Below are 21,815 nucleotides of genomic sequence, written 5' to 3' on the forward strand. Positions count from 1 at the left end.
GTTTTTACTCTGACCCCGAACTCGATAGTGATTTAGGTGCGATGTGCGTATTGATCAAACTATCGTTATATCGGAGAAATTGGCAGACGCTCATCCTTATGTACCTGCCACTTCAATAAATTATACCGCGTAAGCCTTCTGCGCTACGGTAATTTCTTCGCTGAGTTGCGCAATTATTTGGCTAACAGGCCTGATCGCTTGAATTCGAGCCGCTTCCGTCCCCATCGTTAGCGCCATCAAATCTACATCGCCTTGCGTATCAGCCATAGGTAAAATCGCAGAGTAACGTGGCATCTCGATCGGCTGCCCGCCGATGTAGGACGTACCAATACAGTCGATATGGGGATGATCAACTTTTCCACCCAGCGCTTTTACCGCAGTATTTTGATAAACACGCATTGGTTGATCCGGCCACTCCGGCCCAAACGCCGTGCTTATCTGGGTCTGGCCAGCCTCACAATCAATAACTTTCTTTTTGTAATCAGGATGAGCATTGGCTTCAACGGATGCCAGAAAAACAGTGCCACACCAAACCCCCTGAGCACCTTTATCCAACGCTTGCTTAACATCTAAACCATTTACGATGCCACCAGCGATAATCAACGGAATATCAGGGAGCGCATCGTAGGTCGCTTTAAATAATTCCTCAACACTGAGGCTAGCCTTGTTGTGCCCTCCGGCTTGCGATCCCTGTAGCACTATCGCATCTGCCTGCAGACTTTGTGCATGCCTGGCTTCCTCCAGACTATTGACGATAGCCCATACTCGCGTGCCCTGCTGTTGAATGGTCTGCAATTGTTCAGCTTCAGGCAAGCCAAAAAAGAAAGCAGCCACCGCTGGTTTCTCGGACAAAATAAACGCAAGATGATCTTCGGTGAAGAATGGCATTAGAAAGTCGACACCGATTGGCCCTTGATGACTTGCACTCTTCGCTGCCTTATACTGCGCAGAAACTAGAGGAACCGGGAGTATGCCTGCGCCCAGAAATCCCAACCCACCCGAATTTGTCACGGCCGAGGCCAATTCCGGGCCGGCGATAAAGGCCATTCCCGCATTAAAAATCGGGTAGTGTATATCCAGTTCTTGTGTCAGCGTGTACATATCCTTGTCCTCTTTTATCTGGTTTTTATCTGGTTTGTTTGAAATCTGGTAAACCTAGTATATGTAGGTTGCTACAATAAAACTCAGCCTTTGTTAATCAAAAGCAGGACATTGTTTAACAGAGTGGATAACCACAAAATTATCAAAGGCTTATGACGTATAAAATTCCCTGGAGTTAACCATGAGTGAGTCAAATGTTCGAGAGCGAATTCTGCAGGCCGCCGCCAAGTGCTTTCTGGAGAACGACTATAAAAAAGTGACTACGCGGGAAATTGCCAGCCAGGCCAATGCTAATGTTGCCATGATTTCCTATTACTTCGGCAACAAGTCACAATTGTTCGAAGCGGTGATTACGGAGTACTTTGCAGAAATCTATCAGAGCCTTGACGTGTCAGGCAAAGAGGCCTCCTTAGAGGACGCGCTGCTCGAATCCTGGCAAGTCTACTACAGCGTTATGATGAAAAATCCGGAACTCCCCGCTTAATGGTCCGCGCTCTGGTTTATAGCGATGTACCCGGTCATGACTATCTCGTGGAAAATATATTGGGCAAGAAAATGGATGGTTTCGTCAATAAACTCAAAAAAGGCCAGGAAAATGGCCTTTTCCGCAATGACATCCCAGCAAAACACATCTGGTTGATGTGTGCATCGATCGCCATGATGCAGTGGTGTTTCGTTCCATCATCGGACCGCTGCTGGGTAATGATGAGGAAGCTGAGCTGCAAACTCTATCGGAAACAGCAAGCCAAGTGATAGCGAAGGGATTGACGCTTCATTTGTAAACCACTCAAAGAGTTCGGGGTCAGAGTAAAAACTACTAATTCTTCGGGCCGGGCTTTAGTAATCGCTGCCTCCGGCTTCCAAGACTCTCAACTCTATCCTTAAAGTGCTCTGAGCCAAGCGCCAAACCTCTTTGGGTAGATTGCCTGATATCTGTTATTAATTCACCATCAATCTCAGTTTCGAATAACTGTCTGTAGCAAGACTGCCGCTCGATAGCGATCCGTCCCAATCTTAAATACTCAAAATGGGGAGACCACAAACTCATGGCTTTACCAAACGCATTGGCACAATAGCTCGACCAGCGGTAATCGGCAGGATCACTAACCATCCCCGCACGCACAGGGTTCAATTCAATATACCGAAGACAAACTAAAAAGTACTTCTCTGTCTCTACTGGACAAGATTTAAATCGTCCCTCAAAAAGAGTACCCGTCCGTCCATATTCACGATTAAAGTATCGTACATAATGCCGCCCCAAAAACTGCATCATCCGTGAAATAGCATCGTCATTCTTAGGGGTTGCAAGTAGATGCACATGATTATTCATAAACACCCAACCATGAATAGCAACATCATACTTCTCCGCTCCTTTTGACAACCAATGGGCATAAGCAGCAAGATCAATGTCCGATGTGAAGCATACCTGGCGATTGTTACCGCGCTGAATAATGTGTTGAGGTATACCGCCTGGTGTATAACGACGTAGTCTGGCCATCCATTCATCCTTGAATAATTTTAGGTTTTTAATAATGTGAGGGGGACATTAAAAAACAAATGTAGCTTTATTATAGTTTTTACTCTGACCCCGAACCCCTAAATCAGCGACTCGACCTCTGACCAACACTATCTCCGATCTATTTTAAAATATTGTCTAACAAATAAGTTCTACTTACTTAAATAAATCATAAGCTATTAAACATAAAACCGGTACACAAAGATAAACAGTATACATAAAGCTGGGGTGGCGTATTTTCCATAACAACTTCATCAAAGCCATTTCACTAAGTTTTTCTGCTTCTTTAAGGCGTGGTAAAACCCATTTTTGTAACTCATCACGATCAAACAAATAGCCAACCTGCGGGCTACCCATCATGGAAATGACAACATTCCCATCAATAATCATGCGAGTTGTATATTTAATTTCCGAAGGGTAAAAACGACTTTCATCACCTTTATTATTGCGGAGAATAATATGATCACGACTCACGCCTACACCGATATTTTTTATTGACTGGCTAACAGTACGCACAATGAAATAAATCGCTGTAAAAAAAACCAGCATCATTGTGACTATAATCAAGGTGAAACGGTCAAATTCTTTTATGCCAAACAATATTGATAGTGCCCCTAATACAGCTAGACCTACTATTAAATAACAATAGTAGGTTGTTTTTTTTATGAACGAAGTGTTTTTCGATACCCAGAAATCACCTTCACTGGGGGTAAATAGCTTCAGCCTGTTCATCAACGCTTATAGATTATTCCTGCTTCTTTTTCATTGCAGTTAAATCACCGCGTTTAATACCGACAATAATTCCCAGAATAAATAGAACAATAGCTATCCCAATACAAAAGTACACAACATTCATCATAAAGGCACTATGCTCACGCGCAGCAACTAACACCTTATCCATAGCCGGGCTATAAAGCTCACCCAGAAGCTCTCCAGATTGATCGTAAATATATAAACGCTTATTTACATAATCAGAAACTAAAATATCACTACCAAGCTTCTTAAGTAAAAAAGGCTCCGCTCCCTCCGGCATTGATAAAGCACCTATTAATTCACCTTCATCGTTATATCGATAAATCAATCCATGCTGCCATCTATCGCCGAGAATATTGACCCACCAACTCCCTTTTGGTTCAGTAGCAACATAACCAAGTGGATAGCGCTGCGTCCTGCCTTGTTTAAACTTTTGAAAATCTTTAGTCGAGAGATTGTTGTTAATATCAACTGACAACAGCATTGCCCGGTTTGTTTCCATTAATAACAATTCATCATCGATTAACTGTAGTGGTCCAGGCTGACGAAAACCTCCTACTTCAACCAAAATCTCACCCTTCCTGTCTAGTTGATACAAGGCATCATTACTAACATGCGAGATAAATAAATTCTCTTTTTTATTATCATACAAAGAAAACCAATGTCGACGAATCGCCGGCATGTCAGTTTGGAACTTTAGGCATTTTTTCTCACTTAAGTCACACTGATATAGGCCCGATTCTTCATTCTTGCCACCAAGACTGTTAACCAAAAAAGTAGAGCGTTCTAAAAACTGGAAATTACCCCAACTATAGAATAATCCTAAGTCACTAATTTCAATTTCTCTAACAACAACTTTATCATCAGAAAATTCTGTTAATAGGTCATCAGTACGGACAATAGTCGTCCCCACTCCGTGCGCTGCATATAATCAACTGAGACAGAGTCAAAAGCTTGATCATAGGCCCAAAAACCTCCACCACCCAGAATAATAAAAAGAGTTAATATAACTGTTGTTTGAAGAGGTGTTAAATCACTTCCCATGAGAACATTCCTTTATATGAAAATTTATTTAAGTTTTATAAAAAGTAGATAACAATTAATTTAATTAATTGGGCCAGAGTCACTGACCCTCCGCGCCTAACAAGAATTCCTCTCATTTCCTATCGCCCCTTTTACTGGGCACGGCACACCTACCAGTTTTTTCTTCGATTTTCACTTTAAAGCGATCACTTCCTAATACCCAGGATTTATTTGTAGCCTCCTTGATTGCAGCATCGTCACAAAAACAAGCCTCCCGATTATTACCACGCCGAATCACATACTGAGCACAGCCCTCCAAATAAAGTCGAGGGAATCGTGCCACCAGAAAATCCTTTCTCCAAAGTAGTAAAATGATATTGAAGACTAACCAGCCTAGGTGTCGATATCAATGACTCTGACCCTGATGAGTCCTGATAGCGGTCTTTTATTTATTGCCCAGAAGCTCTTTTTGTAATAGCAATAAATCCCTTAGATCTACTAACCCATCGTTATTAATATCACTGCTCGTGCCTTCCTCAGCACTTATTACAATATTATCAAGCTGATGATAGCTTGATAATGTGGTACCTTGGTTAGTCCATTGAACATACTTTAAATTGCTAAATTCGCTCGAAAAATAGAATGTTTGTCCACCCCACGTACGATCGAGTAAAAATGATTGAGTTACTAGATTGTTATCCTGGTCGGTTCCGTAATAGGTAATTGTTTGGGGGGATTGTGTAAATCCGCTCCAATGCTCCCATAAATCTACTGAAATGAGCGTGAAGGGCCTCCTATCGCTTCTAGCCATTCTGGTGCCAATAGAACTACCACCACCAAGATTTTGGCGAAAAGCGCTCTGGCCTGTATACCTAATACCGGCATTACTACCCCATATACCGTAATAGTTATCAAGCTGAGACTTCGCAAGAAGGCCATTCGTGGCCTCAAAAATATAACCTTTGCTGGTAAAACCTGACGAAAATATCAAGCCTTCGGCACCAGCATCAAATTCTTCGAAGTCCAGAACAGTTATTACATCGTCAGAATAAACCACTGGTGTGTACAATATATTGAAAGTTAATGCTATAAAGAAAATTTTATCTAATTTCATATTTACCCTTAATTGTTGCGATTCCATTTAACGCTTCGCTTTGAGGCAACCGAATCAGAGCGAAGCGGCGAGTAGGCTACCCCAACCGCGTATGCCCTCTGCTGACTTCTGTAATGCGATCACAGCGGATCTCTCCACTGTCACTTTTTTCCAGCAACACACTACAGACCTCCCGGGGTAAGTCACTTAACTTTCATCGCGTAGACGCTTGATTTATAAGAAAACATATCCCGATTAGAGCTCCAGGGACAGTTTACTTAATTCTACGGTAGTTCCCGGGCAATTGGGAGTTCCCGGGCAATTGAGTCAAAAAGGGGTCAAGTCTGTTTTATAATAGCCAAACCCTTTTCCACCGCCGACAACTCCCTTTTCAACTCACCCCGCGCCACCCTTCTCTTAATGTCCGCCACTGCCGGTGACACGCTACCAGAATGGGACAATCCGAAATACACCGCGATAACATTTAATGGCATAGCCCCATAGTGCTGACAACAATAGATGGCCAGCTTACGCGGAAGATTCGCCGCTTGCCTTCCTGATTGTCGAGTAACAAGGCTGGTTCCCTTGACCTTACAGACCTTGGCCACAACCGAAATAATACGATCTGCATCGGGACGCTCTATAAGCATTTGCAGTTTATCCGTATCCAATTGCTGTTGTTGCATGAGCTGAGCCAGTGACTCTTTGAATTCACTCCCACCTAACAGGCTCGCCAAATTGCCTTTATTGTAAAACTGCAACAACCCTTCATCGTTACCTGCTTCGATATAGGCCTGATACCCTTTATAACGCTGTCGCTGCCCCAGCATTTGATAGGTTTTTTCCCGTATTAACCACCTAGGTAAGGGTGCTCGATTAATATAAGCCAAATAGCTCGACCAAGGGTAGGTGGATAGCACATCAGAAACGGCGCCTTTGACTTCGGCCGGATTGCGATGAATGTAGCGACTGAGCTGCAAAAGGTAATTATCTTCATCCACAATAATAGCTTTGTAACGCCCTCGAAACAGGGCGCCATCAGTGTGTTTGAGACGGTTATAGCGCTGGGTGTATACGCCGTTGATATGGCGCATGATGCGATCTAAATTGGCGCGCGGTGTTTCAATGAGCAAATGATAGTGATTACCCATCAAACAATAAGCATGTATCTGCGCATCGAAACGTTGATGCGCTTCCGCCAATGTCTGCAAAAAAGCCTGGTAATAAGCTTCACTGTGAAAGATTGCTTGGCGTCCCCGACCACGATTCATTACATGGTAAAAGGCGTGCTCATATTGAAGGCGCTGAGGTCTTGGCATTAACGGAGTATAACAAGGGTTTGATCATTATAAAACAGACTTGACCCCTATTCCCTTCCCATGTTAGCAGTGCCTGTCCCTTATGAATGTTCTCTAGTCCACAACTGGTACGGTGGAAGCCACCAATGGAAAGCGCTTTATCCCTTGAAGGCTTGGAAGAATATGAGCCACCTAGCAATGGTGATGCTCGTTACGTAAACAAGCTTGGTGTTGCATTGGTATATATTGGAAAAATCCGGGGCTGGGTGGCGCTGACGCATTGTGCATAACCCGGCACAACCAATCGTGGCATCCTTGCCATAACGACCTCCTAGTGTTTTTTTCTTTCTATTGTGAAAACTAATACTAGGTTATTAATTAAGTAAACTGTCCCCGGAGTTCTCGGAATTCTCAATCATTGAGCCAAAACAGGCAGGCCACACTTTTTACATGCCTCTGGCATCGGAAAACAGATAAGAGAAATTTCTTCAATTTTTTCATTACACTTAGGGCATCTAGCTGTGCACGCATCGTTAAAACGACTAGAAATAATAAGTCCTAGAGGTAACGATATGGTCGCAAAAAAAATCATAGTGGGGAGGTAAAAATTACCTAAAATATCTTTCATATCTATAGATATAAATAAGGGTAAAAGCAACAAGCAGCCTATAACCGCCAATAAACTATTGACCCTTCTCGCAGTTTTAGTTCGCTCAAATGCGACTTCAGACAAGTTATTCATTAGGGTTGGTATACAGATCTGAAAATAAATACAAGAAGATCATAAATAAAAACCTAACCTCCAACCTCTACTTAAGTAAATCATAAACTATTAAACATAAAGCCGGCACACAAAGATAAACAGTATACATAAAGCTGGGGTGGCGTATTTTCCATAACAACTTCATCAAAGCCATTTCACTAAGTTTTTCTGCTTCTTTAAGGCGTGGAAAAACCCATTTTTGCAACTCATCACGATCAAGTAACTCAGGGGGTCAGGTCTTGCCTTTTGCCATCGTAATTATTCTACTAACCCTCGAATAATGCAGACCAAAATATTTTCCTATTTCTTTCATGCTAAAACCACCACTCGCATACGCTTGTACCATCGCATCATTACGATTCTGGGCGTGTTCTTGATATTCAGTTAATGTTTTAGGTATTGGTCGTCGCTGCTTTAACGGTATCTCTGATAGTTCTTGCGTATCATCAATATGATTGAGTATCCGACCCACAAATTCATCACTGCCCAAATACACTTGGTTTTTTAAAAAAGGGGTCAAGTCTGTTTTATAATAGCCAAACCCTTTTCCACCGCCGACAACTCCCTTTTCAACTCACCCCGCGCCACCCTTCTCTTAATGTCCGCCACTGCCGGTGACACGCTACCAGAATGGGACAATCCGAAATACACCGCGATAACATTTAATGGCATAGCCCCATAGTGCTGACAACAATAGATGGCCAGCTTACGCGGAAGATTCGCCGCTTGCCTTCCTGATTGTCGAGTAACAAGGCTGGTTCCCTTGACCTTACAGACCTTGGCCACAACCGAAATAATACGATCTGCATCGGACGCTCTATAAGCATTTGCAGTTTATCCGTATCCAATTGCTGTTGTTGCATGAGCTGAGCCAGTGACTCTTTGAATTCACTCCCACCTAACAGGCTCGCCAAATTGCCTTTATTGTAAAACTGCAACAACCCTTCATCGTTACCTGCTTCGATATAGGCCTGATACCCTTTATAACGCTGTCGCTGTCCCAGCATTTGATAGGTTTTTTCCCGTATTAACCACCTAGGTAAGGGTGCTCGATTAATATAAGCCAAATAGCTCGACCAAGGGTAGGTGGATAGCACATCAGAAACGGCGCCTTTGACTTCGGCCGGATTGCGATGAATGTAGCGACTGAGCTGCAAAAGGTAATTATCTTCATCCACAATAATAGCTTTGTAACGCCCTCGAAACAGGGCGCCATCGGTGTGTTTGAGACGGTTATAGCGCTGGGTGTATACGCCGTTGATATGGCGCATGATGCGATCTAAATTGGCGCGCGGTGTTTCAATGAGCAAATGATAGTGATTACCCATCAAACAATAAGCATGTATCTGCGCATCGAAACGTTGATGCGCTTCCGCCAATGTCTGCAAAAAAGCCTGGTAATAAGCTTCACTGTGAAAGATTGCTTGGCGTCCCCGACCACGATTCATTACATGGTAAAAGGCGTGCTCATATTGAAGGCGCTGAGGTCTTGGCATTAACGGAGTATAACAAGGGTTTGATCACTATAAAACAGACTTGACCCCTATTCCCTTCCCAGACTTGACCCCTATTCCCTTCCTCATTTGTCACCGACCCCATTTATCTTCGACCCGTTTATCAATGACTCCCCCCTTTTCGACCTATGCGACCTCCATGTGAATTTCGCAGCTAAGCTTAAGTGTTTGAACAATGTAAGACCTGACCCCGTTGGCTTGTGTTGGTTTGTTCGTTATTGATTCTGTTCACCCTTTAATTACAACCTTACTCAATCGCGAACTACATATTTTTTGTTAAAAAATAAATACAGAAGCAGGAAAAACCCCAATATAAATGGAAGATAAATACTTATTTCGATAGTCAAAACAGTACTTATTACAACAAGAGATCCAACTTTAATAAGTTGAACTGGATCATCCCCAAGGCTAATATTGCAGGTACCACAATTAAATTTGGATTTTAAGCGCTTAGCACCAGTTATCTTGGCACCACAGCTAGGACACTCTGGTCTATGTAGTTTCATAGCAACCTCTAACATCTATTTGCAATTATATCTTTCGTTGCATAGTAAGATAATACCGTAAGCAAAACTAAAGAAGCGATCAAAATAAAACCACCGACACCTAACGTAAAAAGTATCGCCGGCCATAAAGTCGTTAGGAGAAGCGTAGGAAGCATTGCTACTAAAACATTTCCCCCAGAACAACTAGAAAAGGCTTGAAATGTGCTCATCGCCAAAGCAACTCCAGAAATTATTTTTCCGAATATAGCAGGAACTCCAGAAATCAATTCGTCTAATACCGACAAGCTCAAGTCTAAAATTGTTGAAAGCAGACCTAAAGCATTCATAACTGGCCCTGGTAATGAGCTTGCCTCCCCACCATCAGCCCCCCACTAATCTTATACCCCCAGCCCCAGTCTCCGGATCCACAATCGTATACCCAGCCCCAGTCCAACCCGCATAACTAATCGGATTCTGATGCACCGTAGCCACCATTCCATTCTCCACCTGCGCGCGAATTTCATCAACCGTCCCTTGATCAACCGTTAAATCACTTAGGTACTGTAGGTTATCCTGCGTAAAGGTATAAATCCTTTGGCCTTGTTGACTGGCAATCGCCAACGCCTTCACTGCACTAATCCCTTCAACCGGTTCTTCATCCGTAGAAAACAATTGCTCCGGCACCAAATGCTCATACGCCGAATAGGTACTGCCCATCTGCTGATTAAAGTCCCGCCAGTTACCCCAACAATTACTTTTACATTCAGTGCTGAATTTCATGGAATCCATATCCATCAGTAATCCAGTCATTTCTACATTGGTAACCGTACCCAACAAACCGTTTGTTTTGGCATTGGTTTGAAAGGTACCGTAACTGGGTTCGCGGTAGTAAACAATATCCGAGCTTTGTGCGGCAAGTCGCGATTGCACGTCGGTAATGGCCATATAGCTCATCACACCGGATTGCATTAAATCCCCCACCACTTCGTGTTTGGTGAGGCCGGTAAATTCTTCTGCTTCCAGTTTGGCTTTGGTGGCTTCAAGGCGGGTTTGCAATGCTTGTAACTGCGCAGGTGATATACCGTGGTAATCCAAGCCAATGGCTTGATACTCGCCGGTGATGATGGGATTAATGGTCGTACTCCAACCACGGCCTGGCACAAAATAGCCTTTTTCTGTTTGCAGTACCTGCCCAAAACTCATGGCAGCGCTGCTGGCGACGACTTGGCCACTGGCAGTTAACTCACCGACTACATTCATTAAACCTGCGGGGATGATATTGGGTAAATCCTCTGCACTTTGTGGGTTGTCGGGTAAGTAATCCAATAAGGCTTGTTCATCTGCGGCTGTGGCGGGGTTGAATGAGATTGCCAAGGATTGGCCAGCCAGCTCAACGGTAGTCGCAGTATGGCTTAGTAACTCACCACCAAATTGGTCCTGTAGTTTGAAGGTGAACTTATAGCGCAAGTGGTCAGGAATTTCGGTGAGCGCCTGACTGACAACGATTTGGTTGTAGGGCAACTGCGTGGGCAATGATACGCTGGTGGTTTCTATAATCGTTTTACTGCCGATGACGTCGCCTACTGTCGCCTCGGGTTGTTGATTCGTTAAATAATCTTCCAGCGCTTGCCGGTAATCCTCCAGTTCTGTTTCGATAAAGGCCTGATTCACATTTTGCACCCAGCCTTCGGTTTCATTAACGGTAGCCGTGCTTTGCAAGGTATTGGCAAACGCTTCAGCATCAAAACTAACTTCGCTTTGTAAATCCATGCCCTCGGTGTATTGGTACTGTTTAAAGCTAGGGTCCACCTCTACCCACTGGCTACCATCCCACAGCTGCACCCAGACGTGCTCCATGGTCATGAATTTATTTGTTCCATTAACTGATAATAGTGCGCTGGGAATCCCCCCTTGGCCAAGTAGGTTTTGTGCCGCCTCGTACACACGAACACCGCCTACCCAGTTCATCACTTCATCTAAAGTGATCCATACATTACCGTACTGGTAGCGCGCGGGAATATTCGCTGCACGCAGCAAGGCAACTAATAAACTGGCTTGGTCAAAGGCATTACCACGACGGGTTTGCAAAGTGTAATCGGCACCCTGCAATGAACCATAACTGGGAATAAATTCGATGTTGTTATGGACCCAGTTATAAATAGCGACTTCATCATTGCTTAAATCATTAGCCAATTGTTGAATGGCAGGGCTAATGGGCGCATCTAAGGTGGCAGTGGTATCTGCGGCAACGGGGTCACCGGTAACAGGTGCCACACCCAGCATGCTTTCTAATGCCGCTGCGCTGTTAACCGGTGCGCCACTGACGGCATCCAACGGACCAAAAGGCATGGTTTGGTCGTAGGGATGTTGGATTGGATTATATAAACGTGCAAGCAATGCAGTAGCGAGTCGCACTTCCTGCTGTAACGCTGGACCTTGCACACGATCAATCCGTTGCAGCTGATCTTGCAAGGTTGCCATTTCACGCTGGTAGCGTTGCTGCTTTTGATCCAGTACTGTTATGGCTCGCTGTGGTAATTGCTGCTGCGTGTAATATCGTCGCTGATCAGCAAAGTAATCGCTGGCACCCTCATCGAGATCACTGAAAATTTCACGCTGCTGGCTAATCGCCTTTTTCAGGATAGCCAAGCCCAAATGTTCATTCGTATTTTCACCTGTTTGCTTCAACGCAATGGCAGTTTTCTGCAAGAGCTGCTGCGTTTCTGCAAGCGCACTATCCATTTCAGAAAAAACAGGATAGTCAGGTTTATAACGTAAGTACTCATCAATAGATTTAACCGTGGCATTGACTGCCGGCGAGTAAAACACCACAGCAAAACAACACAGTACAACAATAGCTGTGGCGCGCATGAATCGGTGCCCTTCACGAAACTGAGTTAACAACGGCTTATTATGATTCAGTGCGTAATCACTATTACTATATACGACGTCCATTTCGTAATCCTTTTTTTGCGCTATTGTTTGACCCATTGAAACCAAACGCAATGCCATTAATCGAAGACTAAGCGCCGTGAGACTTTTTATTAACGCGCTCATTGGCATAACCTCCGGTTCCATGGTCCGGGTGCAGTCACTACCAACTGATAAAATTGTTGATCACTATTACCATCACTATCACTGACCTCAATTTCTACCGAGTGCACACCGATATTTTCTACTGTCGGTGACCAACTCACTAAACCGACATCATCGATCGTCATACTGTCTGGCGCGGTGACGAGCTGATAATTGATAGTGTCGCCCTGAGGATCAGTCACTGTTAGCTGATAGCTATAACCCTCTTCCGTTTTAGTCGACGTTATCGCATCACTGGTAATGACTGGCGAAAACTCATCTTCAATCACAAATATTGCAAACTCATATACCGTACTTGAGCCCTGTGCATCACTAATGCGAAGACTAATTAAATGTCTCCCCAATTCAACGGCGGCCGGTTGCCACTCAATCAAACCGCTATCAGCTAATGTCATTGTGCCCGGCGCGCCTAGCAATTGATAATTCAGGCTGCCCCCCTCAGGATCAAAGGCTTGTATTTGGTAGCTATACAACTGATCGACAAGAGCGGTTAAGGGCGCATCTGAAATAATAAGCGGCGCTTGATCTACCGTCACCAACACACTGAAATTTTGAATCGTACTTAGCTTGCCATCAGTCGCTTCCACGGAAATTGCTTGCACACCTAATTGCTCAGAAGCGGGCACCCAAGTCAGAGCGTTACCGTCTAGCGACACGCCTTCAGTATTACTGACCAAGCTATAGCAGACAGGGTCATTTTCTAAATCCACTGCGTTGATTAGATACTGATAGACAGACCCAATAATAGCTACATTACTCGGCTTGGAAGTAAAAACAGGGCCCGTCTCTGCATAAACCGATAGCGAGTAACTCTGCTGCGCATAGCCCCCACGACCATCGAGCACACTAACGACAATCGTCTTATCGCCCACCTCATCTAAAGAAGACTGCCAACTAATAAGACCGGTTGAACCGATACTCATCGCTGTTGGCGCAGAATCTAATGTATAAGTTAACAGATCGCCATCTTCGTCTGTCGCTATCAATTGATAGGTATAAAACTGCCCAGCGGATAACTGCCTGCTGGGAGAGCTACTTATTGAGGGCGCTGTGTTTACTGCAATTTCAGCAGCCACCGTAATAGTAAAGTTTTGAGCAACTGCGTTAACACCATCGTCGATATTGAGCACAACATTATGATTACCCACTTGTGACAGCGACGGCACCCATGTAATTAGACCCTCTGAACTAAGTTCCATACCATCTGGCATGATATCTAAAGAATAATTTAACCTATCATCTCTATAATTATGCGCCGTAACTTGGTAGTAATAACCCTGACCAAAATAGGCATTTATCGCGGGCGAGCTGGTGACTTGCAAACTGTTACTAGCGTAAACAGTAAGCTCAAAACCCTGGGAAAACTCAATTCCTTGATTATCTTTAACGGAAAGTAATACAGCATGAACACCGACATCCTCTGCCGTTGGCACCCAAGTGATATGCCCAGTATCCGTAATATTCATACCGACTGGTGCTGCAGATAATTCATACCCAATAACTTTGCCAACTGCTACCACCCGGTAGTGATAGAGTTCTGAATCATAGGTGACCGCAGACGGACTAGACGTAATTGATAAGGACGGCACTACCTCTATAAAGAAACTCACGGTAGAACTTTCTTCAGAATTAGAAACCTGGACCACAACTTCATGATAACCAACACTCAGTTCACCGGGTGCCCAGCTAACGACTCCGACCTCATTAATTATCATACCGTCTGGTGCAGTAGATAGTGAGTACAGCAACGTGTCACCCAGTGGATTCGTGGCGTCAACACTAATCTCAAAATTTTGATTTACTGCAAGCGCAACAGAATCGATAGCCGACACTAACGGAGAGTTATCGTTATTACTTTGCAGATATATATTTACCCCCCAGTTATGAATAGTGACAGCGCCATTGGAGTCAATCATTTCAATCACTAAAGTGCTATAACCCTCTCTTAATTGAACCCATTCATAGGTTTCAATAGTCGGCGTCCAAGTAATTCGATAGTTCTCATCGATTTGAAAAGCACCTGGCTCCGTGGAATCACCCTCAGTCAAGATAGTAATTTCATCACCATCCGGATCAACCACCTCAAGCTGGTAGACATATTCCTCACCGACAAATGCATCAATAGGCGGCACTGAAACAACCACGGGCTTTTGATTATCAGGGAGATCTAATACCGTTACCGCTGCTGTTTTTACTACATCCTGACCAGAACCATCGGCTACACTCAGAGTAAATATATGCTGGCCAACATCTGTATCCATCGTCTGCCAGCGCACTTCTCCTTCCGCATTTACCGTAGCGCCATTAGGCGCACCTATTAACTCGTAAACGTAATTACCATCACCACCAAAAACTTCCGCATGATAAATATAAACAGAACCATCATAAATTTTTTCAGGGAAATCATTAGATACTTCCAAATGATCATTATCACCGGCCACCCAAAAATCCTGCGTGGTAATAACCCCTAAAGCAGAGCGCGCAAGTAGTTTAAAGTAGTACAGATCGAGAGCTTGGTTACTCGTATCGCATTCAAGTGCCACGCTATTATTGTAATCAATTTGAATGCGCACATTACCAGTAATTGGGCGCCCAACATCAACCGAATAACTTGATGTACCTGAAAGCCCAGCAACATCAACTTGTCCAATAACTTGATAGGCGTTATTAACCTCTTCATAAACTCTAACGGCAAAAGCACCTGTCGCTACCAACCCTCTATTACTGAGATCAAATTTCACCACACGTGAATTTTCAACATAGGCATCCACTATTGCTAAATCAGCCAACCATAAACTGGCCTGTGGCAGCTCATTGGTAACGCCATATTCACCCCAATCATTATAGACACAAGCTTCCCACGAATTATTTTGCTGACCAGTGATAACCCCAAAGTTATTCTCGCTCTCGCAAACATTATGTGACCGCCGAGCAGCCCACGTATCATTGTGAAATGCTAACGCCCTTTCCTCATCGTTAGCCCTAGGCCTTGAATAAAAATTACTACCTTTAGAAAACCCCAAATCCCCACCCTGCGCATCAGGCACAACCAAGCGTGTCAACACTCCACTCCAGCTCGGTGCAGCGGTGGTGTATTCGAAGGTATTATCAAAGCCCCATTTTTCTCCTGCGGCAATCCTTGCCAAAGTTCCTAATGAAATTTGATTATCTATATCAGACGTATCACTTACAGTCGGCGATATCACTTCATACAGCGTAGGGAAACGTACTGAATCATAAAAACTTTCTATATAGAGGGAAAATGCACCATACGCACCGATAACAAAATCATCATAATTAATACAAGACTGAAGTCGAGTATCTTCTTCCAACGTATTTTCGGTGCTTATAGGCCGCCAAAAAATCTCACCTCCTAATAAGGAGACCCCCTCTGGCCCCGCAACTATTTCATATGTAACTTCATCATCAGGGTATGTTGTTTCAGGAAAATATTGATAACCCGAAATGGTAGAAGCGCGTGTAGCCGGTATCGATGTTATAACCAACTCAACTGTAGGTGGTTCGATAACGCTAACTACAAAACTTTGACTAACTGTATTTTCAACATCCTCAATATAAATAACAGTGTTGTAATCACCAATCTCCGCCGATGACGTATCCCAGACGACTGAACCAAACTGGCTGACTGTCATTTCATCCGCAGCCGAGTTTAAAAATAAACTAGCTCATCACCATCGGCATCAAAGGCCTCGACATCATAGGTAAAAGTCTCCCCACTAATGACGGTAGTAGTGAATGGAATGCTGGTAATTATTGGCGCCTGGTTACTTTCATTTACAGTAAAGTTGACCGTAGCTATTTCTGAATAAAATTCAGCATCGCTTACATAGAATGTTAGCGAATCAGTACCATGATAATTGGAGTTAGGAACATAAATTAAATCTGGAGGACTACCTAATAAAGTGCCATACTCAGGCTCAGTCAGCAGCGTGAATATTAATGCATCACCATCACTATCAGTTGCTTGCAACAAGAAATTTTCAGCACCACCCTCCAGCACACTCACACTGTCCGGCACCGCAATAGGCGCTTGATTAGTATTGCTAATGGCAATTAGAAAGCGCTGACTAATATTGACATCACCATCTGTAACAACAACCTCAATAGCTTGTTCACCAGCACTATTGATATCCGGAACCCAAGATATCAAGCCCTCTGTTGAAATTATCATTGATGAGGGTGCTATTGCTAATCTATATGAGAGCACATCGCCGTCATCATCACTGGCTGCTAGCTGGTATTGATAAAGAACATTTTCTTTAGCAATCAACACCGGCACGGAAGATATTTGGGGGTCACGGTTGGTACTACTGACATTGAGCGTAAATGCATGATTACTACTTCCCCCTTTACCATCCAAAACGTTTATCGCAACATGGTATTGTCCTTCATCGTCATAACCGGGAACCCAACTGATCAACCCTTCACCATCAATCGATAAACCTGCTGGCCCATCAACTAAAACGAAATTTAATGGATCACCATCAGCATCGTTTGCTTCCAGCAGATATTGATATGCTTGGCCTTCGGCTATTTCAACCACAGGGATGGAGGTAATTTCAGGATCGCGATTGGTATCCGCTACTATGACCGTAAAACCTTGGCTAGCGGTGCCACCCTGACTATCGCTAACAGCTATCAACACACTGTGTTCACCGGCATCACTATAAGTTGGTATCCAACTGATAGTATCTCCGATAACTGTCATCGACACAGGTGCAGTGACTAAACTAAAAATAAGCGTATCGCCATCGGGGTCGGACGCGGTCAATATATATTGATAGTGACTGCCTTCCGATGCATTTGTTAAAGGAACTGTAGTGATGGACGGCGCAGTATTAGGTTTGGGGGAAATAGCCAATGTGTAGGTCTGCTCCACTACGATTTGACCATCACTGACCTGCAAAATAATATCATAACTACCTGTGCTACCAACCGCTGGTGACCACTGAACAAGCCCATTAGAACTCACCGACATATTTTCTGGCGCCAATACCACGTTATAAACCAGTGCATCACCCTCTGCGTCACTGACTTCGATCTGGTATTGATAGGCCTGCCCCTCAATGCCGCTCAAGACGGGAGTTGAGGTGATAACTGGTGCATTATTTGGTCGCGGCGAAACAATTAAAGTGAATAACTGTTCAGCACTACCACCGCGACCATCATCAACAGTAACCATAATTGAATGGCTACCAATATCTGCCGTGCCAGGAGTCCAAGCTATTTCACCTTCACTACTAATCGTCATACCAGCTGGGGCTGTTTCAAGTAGATAACCCAGAACATCATCATCGGCATCAGAGACTGAAACAACATATTGATACGCCACCGATTCAGTGGCAGAGGTAATTGCAGTGCTGGTAATCTCGGGACTGGAATTATTACCTTCGCGGCAGGCTACGCCTCCTTCAAGAGAGGGATAGAGCTTACCCTCATCCTGCGCTTTACCGTGCTTATGGTGAGGCACTTCAACCGCAACGCTACCACTACAACTCTCACCCGCAGCTTCGTCGTGGGCAAAAAAATCAATATGATAAACGCGGCCATTACCGCCACCGGCCCGCTCTTTACGCAGCGAGATTCTATTATCTGACAACCACTTAGCATCATAAGCTGTATTGCTATCCCCCTGTCCATTCACAGGCTCGTCTTGAGATACACACTGGATGATAACCACAGGCTCTACACCACTAGCGGTGCTTAAACCTTTTATAGAGACAGTTTTAAATTTATGGTTTGCTGGCCATAGAACACTAGGCGAGGCGTAAGCATTTAAACAATTAAGTGATGAGTCTGAGCGGTCGCGATGATGATGCTTCCCCTTGGTATTACAACCTTTATGCGGGCCACTCCATCGGGTATGACCTTTTTCATTATTATGTCGGCCACTATGGGCATCATGATGACCATAGCCATTTTTATAACCAAAACCTCTCTGTAAATCTTTGTCACCACTAGCCATCAGTGACTGACTAAGCACAACAGCCAGAAAACAGAGCCCCCACCTCAACATGACTAAATTTGAAGTAAGCTTCGTTTTAGCAGCAAAGTTTTTCGAAAATACAGGCAGGCGAAATAGATAACAGTCCATTGTTATTTAAAATCCATTTAAAGAGAAAATTATCGTGGCCCATCAACATGAGCCAACTCTTGACGAATCCTAACAAAGTTTTTTGGGGGATTACTAGTACTAATTTACAAGAATTGGAAAATCATCACTCACGAGCTTAAGTTACGAGGAAGCTAAACCAGCCTTCCAATTCAAAAATAATAATTTGAAATAAAAGAAATAACGAACGCCGTTAAACGCAATCCAGCGTTAACGGCGCCCTATTGGGGAGATTTGCAAGCCGCCATCAAAGCGACTAATAGAGATTAACCCTGCGCCCGCATATGCGGAAACAACAACACATCGCGAATCGTCGGTGAGTCACTAAACAACATCACTAACCGGTCAATACCAATCCCCTCACCCGCCGTCGGTGGTAAACCGTATTCCAGCGCGGCGATATAATCAGCGTCGTAGTGCATCGCTTCATCATCACCCTCTTCTTTATCGGCAACCTGCGCAAGAAAACGCTCCGCTTGATCTTCGGCATCATTCAGCTCGGAGAAGCCGTTAGCTAGCTCACGGCCACCGACAAAAAACTCGAAGCGATCGGTTACGAAAGGATTATCATCACTGCGACGTGCTAGTGGTGATACTTCGGTCGGGTATTCGGTAATAAACGTGGGCTGATCCAAACGGTGCTCTACGGTTTTATCAAATATTTCAATTTGAATTTTACCCAAGCCATAACTGTCTTTAAGCGGGATATGTAAAGACTCTGCCAACTTGCGTGCGGCTTCCAGGTTATCGATATGCTCTGCTTTTATTTCTGGATTGAAATGCAAAATAGAATCAAATACGGATAAACGTCTGAACGGCTGCGATAAATCATATTCGGTGGTTTGGGTGACTTCACCCTCTTCATCACGCACGGTACTGACCAGAGTGGTTGTACCCAACAGCTCTTGCGCCATTTTGCGCAGCATATCTTCGGTTAAATTCATCAGGTCATGGTAATCGGCGTAGGACTGATAAAATTCCAACATGGTGAATTCAGGGTTGTGACGGGTTGATAAACCTTCGTTGCGGAAGTTGCGGTTAATTTCATACACCCGCTCAAAACCACCGACGACTAAACGCTTTAAATATAATTCCGGTGCAATACGCAAATACATATCCATGTCGAGGGTATTGTGGTGAGTGATAAAAGGACGCGCTGCGGCACCGCCGGGGATGACATGCATCATTGGCGTTTCCACTTCCATAAAATTGGCAGCATCCAAATAGTTGCGCATAAAGGTGATCATTTTTGAGCGCAGGGTAAATACGCTGCGCGACTCTTCACTCATAATCAGGTCAACATAACGCTGACGGTAACGCATTTCCTGATCTTGCAGGCCGTGAAATTTGTCTGGTAAAGGGCGCAGTGATTTGGTGACCAGCTCTACCGATTCCATATAGACATAGAGATCGCCTTTGCCGGATTTATGGACCGGGCCTTCACAGCCAATGATGTCGCCGATGTCCCAGGTTTTAATTTCGGGCAGTAATTCTTCTGGCAGTTTTTTCTTATCCACATACGCCTGAATGCGGCCGGTCATATCCTGCAATACCAAAAACGGGCCACGCTTGGCCATGATTCTACCGGCGACAGCGGCTCGGCGATTCAGACCTTCCAAGGTTTCTTTATCCTTTTCACCCAACTCTGCCTGTAAATCCTTGGCATCATCAGTGCGACGAAAGCTGTTAGGAAACGCATTGCGTTTTTCACGAATGTCTTTCAGCTTGGCGCGACGTTCAGCGATTAATTTGTTTTCTTCGGCGGCTGATTCGTTGGTGGTGTTTTGCTGTTCTGACATGGGTAAACTCTTGTGTATATAAACTTTGATTTGAGGGTTAGGGGGGACAGAGCTGAAGATCTGTCCCCGGCTTTAAAAAAGGCGTCAAGCCTTTTTTAAAGCCCCATTTTTAACGATGCTTCAATAAATAAATCTAAATCACCATCCAGTACGTTGTTGCAATTACTGGTTTGCACATTGGTGCGCAAATCTTTGATGCGCTGATCATCCAATACATACGAGCGGATTTGACTGCCCCAACCGATATCGGATTTGCTGTCTTCCAACGCCTGCGATGCTGCCGAGCGCTTTTGCATTTCCATCTCGTACAGTTTTGCTTTTAATTGCTTCATTGCCGAGTCACGGTTTTGATGTTGCGAGCGCTGGTTTTGACACTGCACCACAATACCCGATGGCTCGTGGGTAATACGCACCGCCGAATCGGTTTTGTTAACGTGCTGACCACCGGCGCCACTGGCGCGATAGGTGTCGGTACGGATATCGGCCGGGTTAATTTCGATATCGATATTGTCATCCACTTCGGGAGAGACAAACACCGAACAAAAAGAGGTGTGGCGACGGTTTCCCGAATCGAAGGGCGATTTACGCACCAAGCGATGGACACCGGTTTCGGTACGCAGCCAACCGTAGGCGTATTCACCACTAAACTGGATGGTGGCACTTTTAATACCGGCAACGTCGCCATCGGAGGCTTCCATTAATTCGGTTTTAAAACCCTTGGCTTCGCCCCAGCGCAAATACATGCGGCAGACCATCTCTGCCCAGTCCTGGGCTTCGGTGCCACCAGAGCCAGACTGAATTTCAAGGAAGGCGTTATTCGGGTCCATTTCACCGGAGAACATCCGGCGGAACTCCAGCTTGGCCAAATGCTGGTCCAGTGTCTCCAGCTCGGCTTCAACCTCAGCAACGGTGTCGGCATCATCTTCTTCGAAAGCCATTTGCAGTAATTCGGCGACATCGGAGACACCACTGGTTAAGGTATCTATAGTGCTGACCACTGACTCCAGCGACGCACGCTGTTTACCCAGCTCCTGTGCTCTGGCGGGATCATCCCAAACCGCAGGTTCGCCTAACTCCAACTCAATTTCAGCGAGTTGCTCCTGCTTGGTCGCATAGTCAAAGATACCCCCTAAGGGTTTCAGTCCGCTCAGTGAGATCTTTGATGGTTTGCTTAATGGCGCCGACTTCAATCATGCTTGGGTGCTGCCTAGGGTGCTGGTGTATGAGAAAGCGCGGCATTT

17 protein-coding genes are annotated in these 21,815 nt (G+C 44.6%); 3 read left to right on the forward strand and 14 right to left on the reverse strand.

The window, feature by feature from the left end:
• Nucleotides 1–120: 120 nt before the first annotated feature.
• A complete protein-coding gene (locus tag UNITIG_RS05155) occupies nucleotides 121–1,101 on the reverse strand; it encodes a nitronate monooxygenase family protein (RefSeq protein WP_101757431.1) in 981 nt (326 codons plus the stop codon).
• Nucleotides 1,102–1,282: 181 nt separating this feature from the next.
• On the opposite strand from UNITIG_RS05155, the gene UNITIG_RS05160 reads away from it, so the two are divergent.
• Nucleotides 1,283–1,585 (forward strand): TetR/AcrR family transcriptional regulator, encoded by a 303-nt coding sequence (locus UNITIG_RS05160; protein WP_101757432.1) that lies wholly within the window; start codon nucleotides 1,283–1,285, stop codon nucleotides 1,583–1,585.
• Nucleotides 1,585–1,854 carry a hypothetical protein gene (locus UNITIG_RS05165; RefSeq protein ID WP_101757433.1) on the forward strand — a complete coding sequence of 90 codons (270 nt, stop codon included), beginning with the start codon at nucleotides 1,585–1,587 and terminating at the stop codon, nucleotides 1,852–1,854. The genes UNITIG_RS05160 and UNITIG_RS05165 overlap by 1 nt, the downstream gene beginning before the upstream one ends.
• Before the next feature lie 64 nt (nucleotides 1,855–1,918).
• On the opposite strand, the gene UNITIG_RS05170 is transcribed toward UNITIG_RS05165, so the two are convergent.
• The 5 genes from UNITIG_RS05170 to UNITIG_RS05195 form a co-directional block, all read right to left on the reverse strand.
• Nucleotides 1,919–2,599 (reverse strand): transposase, encoded by a 681-nt coding sequence (locus tag UNITIG_RS05170; protein WP_101757434.1) that lies wholly within the window; start codon nucleotides 2,597–2,599, stop codon nucleotides 1,919–1,921.
• A gap of 174 nt (nucleotides 2,600–2,773) precedes the next feature.
• On the reverse strand, nucleotides 2,774–3,349 hold the full coding sequence (locus UNITIG_RS05175; protein ID WP_101757435.1) for a hypothetical protein: 576 nt from the start codon (nucleotides 3,347–3,349) through the stop codon (nucleotides 2,774–2,776).
• Between the two features lie 13 nt (nucleotides 3,350–3,362).
• On the reverse strand, nucleotides 3,363–4,283 hold the full coding sequence (locus UNITIG_RS05180) for a hypothetical protein (RefSeq protein ID WP_101757436.1): 921 nt from the start codon (nucleotides 4,281–4,283) through the stop codon (nucleotides 3,363–3,365).
• Between the two features lie 555 nt (nucleotides 4,284–4,838).
• The gene (locus UNITIG_RS05190) at nucleotides 4,839–5,534 is read right to left on the reverse strand and encodes a hypothetical protein (protein ID WP_101757438.1); all 696 of its coding nucleotides are present in this window, start codon (nucleotides 5,532–5,534) and stop codon (nucleotides 4,839–4,841) included.
• Nucleotides 5,535–5,824: 290 nt separating this feature from the next.
• Entirely contained in the window at nucleotides 5,825–6,805 is a 981-nt protein-coding gene (locus tag UNITIG_RS05195; RefSeq protein WP_101757238.1) for a transposase, read from the reverse strand.
• 125 nt (nucleotides 6,806–6,930) lie between these two features.
• Between UNITIG_RS05195 and UNITIG_RS05200 the strand changes: the two genes are divergently transcribed.
• Complete coding sequence (locus tag UNITIG_RS05200) at nucleotides 6,931–7,074, forward strand: hypothetical protein (protein ID WP_200821204.1); 144 nt, start codon at nucleotides 6,931–6,933, stop codon at nucleotides 7,072–7,074.
• A gap of 705 nt (nucleotides 7,075–7,779) precedes the next feature.
• Here the strand turns inward: UNITIG_RS05200 and UNITIG_RS05205 are convergent.
• From UNITIG_RS05205 to prfB, 8 genes are all read right to left on the reverse strand, one after another.
• Nucleotides 7,780–8,037 (reverse strand): hypothetical protein, encoded by a 258-nt coding sequence (locus UNITIG_RS05205; RefSeq protein WP_145999098.1) that lies wholly within the window; start codon nucleotides 8,035–8,037, stop codon nucleotides 7,780–7,782.
• A gap of 172 nt (nucleotides 8,038–8,209) precedes the next feature.
• A complete protein-coding gene (locus UNITIG_RS05215) occupies nucleotides 8,210–9,043 on the reverse strand; it encodes a transposase (RefSeq protein ID WP_101757442.1) in 834 nt (277 codons plus the stop codon).
• A gap of 532 nt (nucleotides 9,044–9,575) precedes the next feature.
• Nucleotides 9,576–9,893 (reverse strand): hypothetical protein, encoded by a 318-nt coding sequence (locus UNITIG_RS05225; protein WP_101757444.1) that lies wholly within the window; start codon nucleotides 9,891–9,893, stop codon nucleotides 9,576–9,578.
• A gap of 34 nt (nucleotides 9,894–9,927) precedes the next feature.
• Complete coding sequence (locus UNITIG_RS05230; protein WP_159931096.1) at nucleotides 9,928–12,603, reverse strand: transglutaminase family protein; 2,676 nt, start codon at nucleotides 12,601–12,603, stop codon at nucleotides 9,928–9,930.
• Complete coding sequence (locus UNITIG_RS05235; protein WP_101757446.1) at nucleotides 12,600–16,295, reverse strand: putative Ig domain-containing protein; 3,696 nt, start codon at nucleotides 16,293–16,295, stop codon at nucleotides 12,600–12,602. Before UNITIG_RS05235 ends, UNITIG_RS05230 begins: the two co-directional genes overlap by 4 nt.
• Nucleotides 16,296–16,312: 17 nt before the next feature.
• Nucleotides 16,313–18,628: an Ig-like domain-containing protein gene (locus UNITIG_RS05240; protein WP_159931097.1), complete on the reverse strand. Its 2,316-nt coding sequence runs from the start codon at nucleotides 18,626–18,628 to the stop codon at nucleotides 16,313–16,315.
• A 413-nt stretch (nucleotides 18,629–19,041) separates the two neighbouring features.
• Nucleotides 19,042–20,574: a lysine--tRNA ligase gene (lysS, locus tag UNITIG_RS05245; protein WP_101757448.1), complete on the reverse strand. Its 1,533-nt coding sequence runs from the start codon at nucleotides 20,572–20,574 to the stop codon at nucleotides 19,042–19,044.
• 95 nt (nucleotides 20,575–20,669) lie between these two features.
• Nucleotides 20,670–21,768 (reverse strand): peptide chain release factor 2 gene (gene prfB, locus UNITIG_RS05250; RefSeq protein ID WP_101757449.1). Its coding sequence is split into 2 segments (ribosomal slippage): nucleotides 20,670–21,692 and nucleotides 21,694–21,768, totalling 1,098 coding nucleotides; the frame shifts between segments, so codons are not numbered across the junction.
• Nucleotides 21,769–21,815 lie beyond the last annotated feature (47 nt).

The sequence above is a fragment of the Oceanicoccus sp. KOV_DT_Chl genome, from assembly GCF_900120175.1.
Classification (GTDB): domain Bacteria; phylum Pseudomonadota; class Gammaproteobacteria; order Pseudomonadales; family Dasaniaceae; genus Oceanicoccus.